The organism is Pseudobutyrivibrio sp. LB2011, assembly GCF_000701765.1.
In the GTDB taxonomy this organism is placed as follows: domain Bacteria; phylum Bacillota; class Clostridia; order Lachnospirales; family Lachnospiraceae; genus Pseudobutyrivibrio; species Pseudobutyrivibrio ruminis.
The window spans coordinates 236533-249657 of sequence record NZ_JNJS01000003.1 but is presented as its reverse complement, the minus strand read 5'-3'; the positions used below and the strand labels follow the sequence as shown (position 1 = coordinate 249657).

The following is a 13125-nucleotide window of genomic DNA, read 5'->3' as shown; positions in this document are numbered from 1 at the left end:
AATTAAAAATGGGAAACATCACTGATTATGATATACTTATATATAATGAGTTATAAAATCCATATTGGAGATTTATTGGACGGGTACTCAAGTATTATAGAATCATAAAAATAATAGGGAGAGAATAATAAAAATGGGCTATCAAAGCGAGGCAGAGCTCGAAGAGAGATTAATGCAAAAGCTTGAGGGACAGGGTTATGAAAGAATAGTTCTAAAAGATTATGATGCTCTTGTAGCAAATTTTAGAAAAGAACTTGAAAGATTAAATACTACAACATTAGAACGACCATTAAGTGATGCAGAATTTAATCGTGTAATGAATATCATTGATAGTAAAAGTATCTATGCATCTGCGAAGCAGCTTAGAGATAAATTTACTGTCGAGCTTGATGATGGGAAAGAAATCTATATGGAGCTATTTTCAAATGACCCAGATAAGAACCATTATCAGGTATCTAATCAAATTACTGTAGTAGGAAAGTACAAGAATAGATATGACGTTACTATTCTTGTAAATGGTCTACCAGTATGTCAGATAGAATTAAAACGCTCTGGTGTTGATATCAAAGAAGCAATTAATCAAATTGACCGTTATAGAATTCATAGCTATAAGGGGTTATTCCATTACGTTCAAATATATGTGGTTTCAAATGCAGTTGAGACAAGATATTTTGCTAATACAGAAGAGAAACGTATTATGAAATCATTAACCTTCTATTGGACTGATGAAGCCAATAAAAGGATTAACAAGCTTGACGAATTTGCAGATAGCTTTTTCGACAAAGTGCGTCTTACAAAGATAATAGATAAGTACATGATTATCAAAGATTCTGAGAAGGTAATTATGGTAATGAGGCCTTATCAAATCTATGCTGTAGAAGCTATTTATAATCAAGCTATCTTTACAAATAAAGGCGGCTATGTATGGCATACAACAGGTTCAGGAAAAACTCTTACAAGCTGGAAAACAGCAATGCTGTTATCTAAGGAACCAACAGTTAAGAAAGTATTCTTCTTAGTAGATAGAGCTGACCTTGATGATCAGACAATGCGAGAGTTCAATAGCTTTGAAGAAGGCTGCGTTGACGCTACTGATAAGACTTATGTACTTGCAAAGCAAATTAAAGACCCTAACAAAAAGTTTATCATCAGTACAATCCAAAAGATGGCTATTGCTGTAAAGACTGACCATTACAAAAAAGACCTTGAAGCTTACAGAGACGAAAAGGTTATTTTTATCATTGATGAGTGTCATCGAAGCCAGTTTGGAAAGATGCATAATGATGTAAAACGATTCTTTACAAAGGCTCAGTATTTTGGATTTACAGGCACACCAAGATTCACGGAAAATAAGTCTCAAGATGGACGTACAACACAGGATATTTTTGGGGATAGATTACATAGCTACATGATAAAAGAAGCTATCTTTGATAGAAATGTCCTTGGATTTAATATCGAATATATAAGCACTTATAAAGGTCAGTATGATATTGAAGATACAGAGCTTGTAGAGGCAATTGACCGTCAAGAGGTTTTGGAGAGTGACGAAAGAATAGCTTTAGTTGCTAATCATATTATTGACCATCACACTACTAAGACACGTATCAGCGGAAATAAATATACTGCCATCTTTGCAACTAGCAGCATTCCAATGCTTGTTAAATATTATGATGAGTTCAAAAAGATTCAGCATAATTTAAAGATAGCTGCGATATTTTCATTTGGAGCAAATGAGGATTTAGACGGTAAAGATGAGCATAGCCGTGATCAGCTTGAACGTATCATAGCAGACTATAATCAGATGTTTGATACAAACTTTAGCACAGATACTTTCTCGGCTTATGATAAGGATATTCAGCGTAGATTACAGGTAAAGAAAATCCCTGAGATTGATATTCTTATCGTAGTAAACATGCATCTTACAGGATTTGATAGCAAACCTTTAAATACTCTTTATGTAGATAAGAATTTGGAATGGCATGGACTTCTCCAGGCATTTTCACGTACAAACAGAGTAGAAAAAGAAACAAAGCAGTTTGGTAATATTGTTTGTTACCGTAATCTGAAGAAAGCTACAGATGATGCTTTAAGATTGTTCTCTGGTGGTGGCAATATAGATGGAGTTTTATTAGAGCCATATGAACACTATCTAAAGCAGTTTGAAAAGCAAGGTTTTGAACTAAGAGCAATATGTCCAACGGCAGAAGATGTAGATACTCTTCAGAGTGAAGATGACCAAGCAAAGTTCGTAATAGCTTTTAGAGAGCTAAGTAAGACACTTCTTACACTTGAAACATTTATTGATTTTGAGTGGAGTGAAATACGCTGCATGTCTCAGCAAGAATATGAGGATTTTAAATCTCGTTACCAGACATTATATGATCAGATTAAACAGCAGCGTAAAGCAGAGAAGACATCTATATTACTTGATATAGACTTTGCTATTGAAATCATTGAAACAGATAGAATTAATGTGGCTTATATCATGAATCTTCTTAGAAATGTCGATTTAGATAATCCAACACAGAAGAAGAAGGATATTGAGCATATTAAGAAAGAATTGCTTAGAACAGATAACCCTGCACTTAAGCGTAAGGTTGACCTTATCCAAGACTTCTTGAATGAAGTTCTTGTAGGACTAACACCTGGAGCTGATGTAGACGAGAGTTGGGAAGAATTTGAAACCAGAAGGCGAAATGAAGAAATTGAAGCATTCGCATCTGAAAATGAAATTAATCAAGAATATCTTAAGGCAGCAATATCTGAGTATGAGTTCTCAGGTAACATGGATCGTGAAGGAATGAGAGAAGAAATAAAACTTCCTCTTCTTAAGGCTAGAAAACTTATTAATAAGATTGAAGAATTCATAATTGAAAACTGTTTAAGATATCAATAAAAGGAGCGCAAAAATGGCAGATATAAAAAAGCAACAGGAATTAGCAAAAGAGCTTTCAAGTAAATTATGGGATATGGCTAATGATTTACGAGGAAACATGGAAGCTTATGAGTTTAAAAATTATATTCTGGGATTATTATTCTACAAAGAGCTTTCAGATAGAACAGAAAAGTTCGTTGCTAAAATCCTTGAAGAGGATAATGTAGATTTTCAAACAGCATGGAAAGATGATGAATACAAAGAAGCTATTATTGATGAAATGCTCATAAAGTTAGGATATGTACTTGAACCAAAGTACTTGTTTCCACATATGCTTGAACTTATTCGAAAAGATGAATTTAGTATTGATTACTTCGAAGAGGCTATTAACTCTATTATTGCTTCAACACAAGGACAGGATAGTGAACAAGATTTTGACGGCTTGTTTGAGGATATGGACTTAAAGTCATCTAAGCTTGGTAAAGAAGTAAAACAAAGAGGAAAGTTAATTGGTAGAGTTCTGCAGACTATCGATAGCATTGAGGTAGACTTCAGTGATACAGATGTTGATGTACTTGGTACGGCATATGTAATTCTTATTGGATTATTTGCTCAAACTGCAGGTAAGAAAGGTGGAGAATTCTATACTCCAACAAATATGTCAAAGCTTGTTGCTAGACTTGCAACAGTAGGCCTTACAAAGGTTCTTAGTGTGGCTGACTGCGCTTGTGGTTCTGGTTCACTTCTTCTTCAGGTAGGAGAATATGTAGATGTTGCTAAGTATTATGGTCAGGAGCTTACTAGCAGCACATATAACCTAGCAAGAATGAATATGATTCTCCATAATATTGATTACAAGAATTTCAGCATTATCAATGTTGATACTTTAGAGAATGACACAATATTTGGAGGCGAAAAATATACAATTCAGGTGGCAAATCCACCATATTCAACTAAATGGTCTGCTGATGATAAGTTTATGGACGATGAACGTTTTTCTCCATACGGAAAGCTTGCTCCAAAAACAAAAGCGGATTTTGCTTTTGTTCAACACATGGTTTATCATATGGCACCTGGCGATAGCCGTATTGCAGTATTGCTTCCTCATGGTGTACTTTTCAGAGGAGCTGCAGAAGAAACAATTCGTAAATACTTAATAAAAGACCTCAATGTTATTGATGCTGTTATTGGATTACCAGCAAACTGCTTCCAGGGCACAAGTATTCCTGTATGCTGTCTTGTATTGAAGAAGGAAAGAAATGGAAATTCTGGTAATATCTGCTTTATTGATGCAAGCAAAGAATTTGTGAAAGAAAAAACTCAAAACTATATCACAGAAGACCATATTGAAAAAATTGTTAAAGCCTACAGTGATAGAAAGGATATCGAGAAATACTGTCACATCGCAACAATAGATGAAATAAAGAAGAATGACTATAACCTTAATATCCCAAGATACGTAGACACAAGCGAAGAAGAGCCAGAAATCGATTTAAGTGCAGTTACAGCGAATATCAAGGATATTGATACTGAGATTTCGAAGGTATCTGTTGAACTTGAAAAATCGTTCAAAGAACTTGGCTTAGTATTCCCATTTTAAAGAGGTGACGTATGGAAATTAAGAAAAACCCAAAAATTAGATTTCCTGAGTTTACTGAAGATTGGGAACAGCGTAAGTTAGGGGATATAGTAGGGAGCGTCTTCGGAGGAGGCACTCCAAAAACGAGTGTGGATGAATACTGGGACGGAGATATTCCTTGGATTCAGTCTTCTAATGTACAAGAAAATGAGATGTTTGATTTTGATATTCCAAAGAGAATCACGCAGTTGGGATTAGATAAATCAGCAGCCAAGTTAGTTCCAGAAAAGTCTATAGCAGTAGTCACTCATGTAGGTGTTGGAAAGCTTGTATTTGTACCATTTGCCTATACTACAAGTCAAGACTTTACATCTTTGGCCGAGTTAAAAACTGATCCAAAATTTACATGTTATTCTTTATATAAACGTCTTCAAGATGATTTACATATTGTACAGGGTTCTGCGATAAAAGGAATCACAAAAGATGATTTATTGACAAAGGAAATAATGGTACCTGAAAAAGATGAGCAAATTAAGATTGGGGAGTATTTTCGAAACCTCGACAACCTTATCACCCTTCATCGGCGCAAATGTGATTCTTTAAAAGAATTAAAAAAAGGACTCCTTCAAAAAATGTTTCCTAAAAATGGAGCAAAAGTTCCAGAAATACGATTTCCAGGTTTTACTGAAGATTGGGAACAGCGTAAGTTTGGAGATGTCGGCACAGTATCAATGTGTAAGCGTATTTTTAAGGATGAAACTACTCCAGAAGGAGATATTCCTTTTTTTAAGATTGGTACTTTTGGCAGTGAGCCAGATGCATATATTAGCAGGGAATTGTTTGAGGAATATAAATCTAAGTTTTCGTATCCAGAAGATGGTGCAATTTTGTTATCAGCTTCTGGAACAATCGGTCGCATTGTTGAATATAACGGCGAAGAAGCATATTTTCAGGATTCAAATATTGTATGGTTGTCGCACGATAACTCAGTGACAAACAAGTTTTTGAAGGTTGTTTATCCGACGGTAAAATGGGATGGTATTGAGGGAAGTACTATTCAAAGATTGTATAATGATAACTTTTTAAAGACAAAGTTTATGATGCCAAGCATCCCAGAACAAGAAAAGTTGGCAGAGTTTTTTGAAGAACTCGATAACCTTATCACCCTTCATCAGCGTAAATATGGTGAAATAAAAGTATACAAAAAATCACTATTACAAAAAATGTTTCTTTAAGGATGAAAAATGAATTATAGAAAACCAAAAATAAGATTTCCTGAATTTAATGATGATTGGGAACAGCGTAAGTTGGGCGAGCTATCATCTTCTTTTGAATATGGACTTAATGCTGCTGCTAAAGAATATGATGGCGAAAATAAATATATACGAATAACAGATATCGATGATGAGAGCCATGCGTTTAAGCAAGATGATTTAACTTCCCCAGACACAGATTTGTCTGTCGCTGATAATTACAAATTATCGGAGGGAGATATTTTGTTTGCTAGAACAGGAGCAAGTGTTGGAAAAAGCTATATTTATAAGGTTTCTGACGGTTTAGTATATTATGCAGGATTCCTAATTCGTGCAAGAATTAAGGAAGAAAATAATCCAGAATTTGTATATCAGAATACACTTACAAATAATTATGAGAAGTTTATTCAAGTAACTTCAATGCGTTCCGGACAACCTGGTGTTAATGCTCAAGAATATTCTCAATTTGAAATTATGATACCAAGTAAGGCTGAACAAGATAAAATTGCATATTGCTTTAGGAACCTTGACAACCTTATCACCCTTCATCAGCGCAAGTGTGATCATTTAAAAGAACTAAAAAAAGGACTCCTTCAAAAAATGTTTCCTAAAACTGGTTCATCGGTTCCAGAAATTCGTTTTCCAGGATTTACTGACGCTTGGGAACAGCGTAAGTTGGGCGAGCTATCATCTTCTTTTGAATATGGACTTAATGCAGCTGCTAAAGAATATGATGGCGAAAATAAATATATACGAATAACAGATATCGATGATGAAAGCCATGAGTTTAAGCAAGATGATTTAACTTCCCCAGACACAGATTTGTCTGTCGCTGATAATTACAAATTATCGGAAGGAGATATTTTGTTTGCTAGAACAGGAGCTAGTGTTGGAAAAAGCTATATTTATAAAGCTTCTGACGGTTTAGTATATTATGCAGGATTCCTAATTCGTGCAAGAATTAAAGAAGAAAATAATCCAGAATTTGTATATCAGAATACGCTTACAAATAATTATGAGAAGTTTATTCAAGTAACTTCTATGCGTTCCGGACAGCCTGGCGTTAATGCTCAAGAATATTCTCAATTTGAAATCATGATACCAAGTAAGGCTGAACAAGATAAAATTGCATATTGCTTTAGAAACCTTGACAACCTTATCACCCTTCATCAGCGTAAGTGCGATGAACTAAAAGAAGTAAAAAAATATATGTTACAAAATATGTTTCCCAATTAAATGATATAAGAGCTTGGATTTACAAATTCCAAGCTCTTTTTTCTTACATCAGCGTACGAATTTCACTGTTATGAATTTAAGTTGGTTTCGTGAACATTTCTAGCGCAAAACTGCGCCTACTAGAAAACGCTATTATTTGTTCAGAAAATAGCTTTACCTTAAATTGGTCAGATTTTGGACCTTAAACTGTCTTTTATATTTACATAAGCTCCTCATGGGTGAGGAGCTGTTTTTTAACTATGAAATAAATAGAAAAACGAGGATTATACTTTTTTGAAAAACTATATTTCCACCCTTGTTAGAAAGCTTGTATACGATGGCAATAATAACGAGGATGACTTCATCATAAACAAAGATATTTTCAGGATTGGTTCATCGAAGAATAATGATGCCATTTTAAAGGCTCGTACAGTCAGCGGAAATCATGGGAAAATTACTAAAGAGGGGGATGATTTCTTCCTTGTGGACAACAACAGTTTAAATGGAACGTTGTTAAACGGAAATATATTGTCCTACCGTATTCCATACAAATTGAAACCTATGGATATAATCCAATTTGCATCAGAATCCTATGTGTTTATGTAATTGGTGTAAAGTGCCAACTTTTGTTGTTAACTCCCTTTATTTTTGGTAAAATAATAAAAGTTTGTGGGATTTTCCCTAGTTAGGAGAGTTAACGAAAATGAGTATTATCGACAAGGTGTTTGGAACACACTCACAGCGCGAGTTAAGGCGCATCAATCCAATCGTAGATAAAATTGAATCATATAGAGAAGCTATGGGGGCTCTTACTGATGAAGAGCTTCGCCATAAGACAATAGAATACAAGGAGAGACTTGCTAACGGAGAGACACTTGATGACCTTCTTCCAGAGGCATACGCTACAGTTCGTGAAGCTGGTAAGCGTGCACTTGGTATGGAGCACTTTAGAGTGCAGCTCATCGGTGGTGTTATTTTGCATCAGGGTCGTATCGCAGAGATGCGTACTGGTGAAGGTAAGACTCTTGTTTCAACACTTCCAGCATATCTTAACGCACTTGAAGGTAAGGGCGTTCACATCGTTACTGTAAATGATTACCTTGCAAAGCGTGATGCTGAGTGGATGGGTGAGGTTCATCGTTTCCTCGGCCTTACAGTTGGTGTTGTATTAAACGACATGTCAAAGGAAGAGCGCCAGGCAGCTTACAATTGTGATATCACATACATCACAAACAACGAGCTCGGTTTCGATTATCTTCGTGACAATATGTGTGTATATGAAAAGGATTTGGTTCAGCGTGGTCTTCACTACTGTATCATCGATGAGGTTGACTCAGTTCTTATCGATGAGGCACGTACACCACTTATCATTTCCGGTCAGTCAGGAAAGTCTACAAAGCTTTATGAGCTTTGCGATGTTCTTGCTCGCCAGCTTCAGCGAGGCGAGGATCTTCCTGAGTTCTCAAAGATGGATGCCATCATGGGCGTTGAGCGCAACGAAACTGGTGACTTCATCGTAGATGAAAAGGACAAGGTAGTTAACCTTACAGCACAGGGTGTTGCAAAGGTTGAGCAGTTCTTCCACATCGAGAACCTTGCAGATCCAGAGAACCTTGAAATCCAGCACAACATCATCCTTGCACTTCGTGCTCACAACCTTATGTTTAAGGATCAGGATTACGTTGTTTCAGATGGTCAGGTAATGATTGTTGATTCATTCACAGGTCGTATCATGCCAGGTCGTCGTTATTCAGATGGTTTACATCAGGCTATCGAAGCTAAGGAGCGTGTTGAGGTTAAGCGCGAGTCTATGACTCTTGCAAGCATCACATTCCAGAGCTTCTTCAATAAATACGATAAGAAAGCCGGTATGACAGGTACTGCTCTTACAGAGGAGCAGGAGTTCCGTGATATCTACGGAATGGACGTTGTAGAGGTTCCTACAAACCGTCCAGTACAGCGTATCGATCATGATGATGCTGTTTACAAGACAAAGGCAGAAAAGTACAAGGCAGTTGTTGAGGAAGTTAAAAAGGCTCACGAAAAAGGACAGCCAGTACTTGTTGGTACTATCGATATTGATATTTCAGAGCTCGTTTCAAAGATGCTTCGTCGCGAAGGAATCGAGCATAACGTATTAAATGCAAAGTATCATGAGAAGGAAGCTGAAATCGTAGCAGAGGCTGGTAAGCACGGAGCAGTTACAATCGCTACTAACATGGCTGGTCGTGGTACAGATATTAAGCTTGATGAGGAAGCACGTGCAGCAGGTGGTCTTAAGATCATCGGTACTGAGCGTCATGAATCTCGTCGTATTGATAACCAGCTCCGTGGACGTTCAGGTCGTCAGGGAGATGTTGGTGAATCACAGTTCTTCATCTCACTTGAGGATGACCTTATGAGACTCTTCGGTTCAGATCGTCTCATCACAATGTTCAACTCTCTTGGTGTTCCAGAGGGTGAGCAGATTAAGCACAAGATGCTTTCTGATGCCATCGAAAAGGCTCAGAAGAAGATTGAGGAAAACAACTTCTCAGCTCGTAAGAACTTGCTTGATTATGATCAGGTAATGAATGAGCAGAGAGAGCTTATTTATAAGCAGCGTCGTCGTGTACTTATGGGCGAGGATATGCATGAGCAGATTATCGGCATGATTAAGGACAAGGTTGACGAATGTATCGAAAAGACTATTCCAGATGATGTTGAGACAGACCTTTGGGAGCTTCAGGAGCTTAACCACCTCCTTTGCCCAGTCATTCCAGTTCCTGTAATGACAAAGCTTTCTCTTGGTAACATCAAGGAAAAGAAGCAGCTCAAAGAAAAGCTTACAGAGATCGCACTTGATATGTACGATAAAAAGGAAAAAGAATTCGAGCAGCCAGAGCAGTTCCGTGAGGTTGAGCGAGTTATTCTTCTTAGAGTTATCGACCGCAAGTGGATGGAAGAGCTTGATGATATGGAACAGCTTCGTCAGGGTATCCGTCTTCAGGCTTATGGTAACCGTAATCCAGTTGATGAATACAAGGCAGCCAGCTACGATATGCTTGATGCAATGAACGCTGCAATCATCAATGATACACTTACAATGCTTTACAGAATCCGCATTGAAAAGAAGGTTGAGCGTGAGGAAGTGGCTAAGGTTACTGGTACAAACAAAGATGACACAGCATCATCAGGACCAAAGGTTCGTAAGGAAAAGAAAATCTTCCCTAACGATCCATGTCCATGTGGATCAGGATTGAAGTATAAACAATGCTGCGGAAGAAGCAAATAAAAAATGAAACTTGTAATATAAAGATTAGGGGCCTCATACAAAGTATGAGGCCCTTTTAAAAGGATTGAGTATGACAGATTTAGAAGAATACTATAACAAATTCAATGAGGATAAACGCCTGCGAAGCCGCCATGGAATTATGGAGTTTACTGTTACTATGAAGTATGTCCACAAATATTTAGATATGGTTGCAGTAGAGACAGGAAAGGACAAATCCAATATCCAGATTCTGGATATTGGAGCCGCCACAGGCGGCTACAGTATCCCTCTTTGGGAAGAGGGATATGATGTTACTGCGGTGGAATTGGTAAAGCACAACCTTGGTATGCTTAAAGCCAAGGGCACAGGTGTAAAGGCTTTCCAGGGAAATGCACTTAAGCTCAAGAGATTTGAGGATGAGTCTTTCGATTTGACACTTTTATTTGGACCGATGTATCACCTAAAGACCAGAGAAGAGCAGCTTCAGGCTTTGAAAGAAGCAAAGCGTGTTACAAAGACTGGTGGCTATATTCTAGTTGCGTATGTAATGAATGAGTATGCCTTCCTGACCTATGGAATCAAAGAGGGACATGTCTTAGAGAATATTGCTGAGGGAAAGTTGGATGAAGCCTTCCACGTACGGCCGGGCGCTGATGATTTGTACGCGTTCATGAGGACCGAGGATATTGAAAGTTTGAATGCAGATGCTGGACTTGCCCGCGTACAAATCATATCGCCAGACGGCCCAGCAAATCATATGCGCCGCGAGGTAAATGCCCTTACAGAGGAACAGTTCGCAGCTTTCATACAGTATCAAATGGCCGTCTGCGAGCGCGCCGACTTGCTCGGCGCCAGCGCCCACACTGTAGATATTTTGAGAAAGTAAAACAAAAGCAGCTAATCGACTTAGTCGATGTAGCTGCTTTTTAAATAATCTATAAATGTCATAACCTTGCCGTTTTCGCTGTCAAATAACTCTCTGAAAATGTTCATGTCAAAACCTCCTATAAACATTTTTATCAATCAACATCTATAGAATACCATGATTTCTGAAAACTTCCATTGAGAAGTTATACAAATTATACAATTTACACGATTATAAAATGTATATAATGCACAAAAAATACGCACACGACCCGATATAACATAAATCTATAACGCTTTAGATTGATTTAGCGCAATTAAATAGTATAATATAAATTAATTGGAGGTACGGTATATGTTTTTTGATGATGTAAAAAATAGAAGAAGTGTTAGAACTTTTGATGGAGAGGGATTAACTCAAGAAGAATTAAAGGATTTACAGGCTTACTCTACAAGTATTGTAAATCCATACAATATCCCAATTGAATTTGTATTTTTGAATAAGGAAGATCATGATTTATCGAGCCCAGTCCTATCTGGTGAAAAGTATTATATTGCAGCAAAGGTCAAAAAAGGCGAAAATGCAGATGTTGCCTATGGCTATAGTTTTGAAGAATTATTAATGTATGCGGAAAGCAAAGGAATAGGTTCAGTTTGGATTGGTGGAACAATGCCAAGAGATAAATTTGAAGCAGCTTCAAATCTTCAGGAAGATGAAATTATGCCATGCATGAGCCCTATTGGATATAGGGCAGATAAAATGGGCGTTAAAGAAGTACTCATGAGAAAAGGCGTAAAAGCCGACACAAGATTCGACTTCTCAGAGCTATTCTTCAAAGGCGATTTCAACACTCCGCTTACACAGGATGAGGCAAAGGAATGTGGCATTCTTTTAGCTCTTGAGGCAGTTCGCCTTGCACCATCAGCTGTAAATAAACAGCCATGGCGAGTTGTAGTAACAGAAAGTGGCGTTCATTTCTACGAGAAAAAGGACCGTGGTTACGATAATGGCACATATGATTTGCAGAAAGTAGATTTAGGTATCGCCATGTATCATTTTGAAAACCAGTGTCGCGAAGAAGGCAAGCAGCTTACATTTAAGCTTGCAGATCCAGGAATTGCCATCCCAGAAAAAACAGAATATATTGCAAGCTACCTATTCTAATAGATTAAAATGACAGCGAGGCCTGTGACATAGCCTTTTTCTTAGGGCTAGTGCCATAGGTCTTTTTGTATGCTCTGAGGAATGTAGAATATGTACCAAAGCCGGCTTGCTCAGCAGCATCTACGATAGCAACACCAGAATTAATCAGGGATTGAGCTAATGACAGTCGCTTAATTGAAATATAGTTTCCAATGGTGTAGCCAGTTTCATCTTTGAACGTGTGCATCAAGTAATATCGGGAAAGGAAAAACTGCCCGGCAATTGTATCCACTGATAAATCTTCTGCTAAATGTTCGTTTATGTAATGAATAATTTCGCCGATTTTCGAACCGGCATAATTTGTAGAAATATATTCCACCTCATCGCTGATTGCTGCCCTGTTAAGCTCAATCATGAATTCCAAAAACAGCACCTGCATAAACAGCTCGTTGGCATAATCATCCTTGCCTAGATTTGCAGTAAGCTTTCCGACTGCGGCGGCCACCTTAGAATTCTTAAAAGAATGAAGTCTCAAAACATGAGAACCCTTTTCCATTGCATTTCTAAAGCAATAAGACAAATCATTTCCCTCTCGACTATACTCCGCCAAAAACTCCTTCGAAATATAAATGATGATTCTTTCATATGGGGAATTATCGTGGAAAATAGGGCGGTGAACCTCTCCGGCACTGACAAACACAATATCATCAGCTTGCAAATCGAAAGTCTGCCCCTCGATAGAATATGAAGTATTTCCAGATAAATGAATGAGCACTTTATGGAAATCGTGATAATGAAAATCTATCTCGCCCAAATTGGAATCTACAAGATGAAAAATCTTGAAATTATCGTATAAATAACCCTTCTTTGAGTATCTATCCATGGAAACCTCCTCTAATATCTTAAATTTATTATATATCTATCAGCACTATTTGCAATAAT

At 37.3% G+C, this 13125-nt stretch carries 9 protein-coding genes; 8 read left to right on the top strand and 1 reads right to left on the bottom strand.

The features are described from left to right. Positions 1-133: 133 nt before the first annotated feature. The 8 genes from T375_RS06950 to T375_RS06915 all read left to right on the top strand — a co-directional run bounded on the left by T375_RS06950 (position 134) and on the right by T375_RS06915 (position 12204). Entirely contained in the window at positions 134-2896 is a 2763-nt protein-coding gene (locus tag T375_RS06950) for a type I restriction endonuclease subunit R (RefSeq protein WP_044936562.1), read from the top strand. A gap of 13 nt (positions 2897-2909) precedes the next feature. Beyond that, positions 2910-4475, top strand: coding sequence for a type I restriction-modification system subunit M (locus tag T375_RS06945; protein ID WP_044936558.1), 1566 nt, complete (start codon positions 2910-2912; stop codon positions 4473-4475). Positions 4476-4486: 11 nt separating this feature from the next. Further along, positions 4487-5689 carry a restriction endonuclease subunit S gene (locus T375_RS06940; protein ID WP_044936554.1) on the top strand — a complete coding sequence of 401 codons (1203 nt, stop codon included), beginning with the start codon at positions 4487-4489 and terminating at the stop codon, positions 5687-5689. A gap of 9 nt (positions 5690-5698) precedes the next feature. Continuing rightward, a complete protein-coding gene (locus tag T375_RS13785) occupies positions 5699-6943 on the top strand; it encodes a restriction endonuclease subunit S (protein ID WP_044936551.1) in 1245 nt (414 codons plus the stop codon). Positions 6944-7216: 273 nt separating this feature from the next. Next, positions 7217-7528, top strand: a complete 312-nt coding sequence (locus T375_RS06930) for an FHA domain-containing protein (protein WP_044936548.1) — start codon at positions 7217-7219, stop codon at positions 7526-7528. Between the two features lie 97 nt (positions 7529-7625). Then, positions 7626-10196: a preprotein translocase subunit SecA gene (gene secA / locus T375_RS06925; RefSeq protein WP_044936545.1), complete on the top strand. Its 2571-nt coding sequence runs from the start codon at positions 7626-7628 to the stop codon at positions 10194-10196. 70 nt (positions 10197-10266) lie between these two features. Continuing rightward, positions 10267-11061, top strand: a complete 795-nt coding sequence (locus tag T375_RS06920) for a class I SAM-dependent methyltransferase (RefSeq protein WP_044936542.1) — start codon at positions 10267-10269, stop codon at positions 11059-11061. A 333-nt stretch (positions 11062-11394) separates the two neighbouring features. Next, positions 11395-12204, top strand: coding sequence for a nitroreductase family protein (locus tag T375_RS06915; protein ID WP_044936539.1), 810 nt, complete (start codon positions 11395-11397; stop codon positions 12202-12204). A 4-nt stretch (positions 12205-12208) separates the two neighbouring features. Here T375_RS06915 and T375_RS06910 read toward each other — a convergent pair whose 3' ends face one another. Further along, positions 12209-13066, bottom strand: coding sequence for an AraC family transcriptional regulator (locus T375_RS06910; protein WP_044936535.1), 858 nt, complete (start codon positions 13064-13066; stop codon positions 12209-12211). Between the last annotated feature and the right edge of the window lie 59 nt (positions 13067-13125).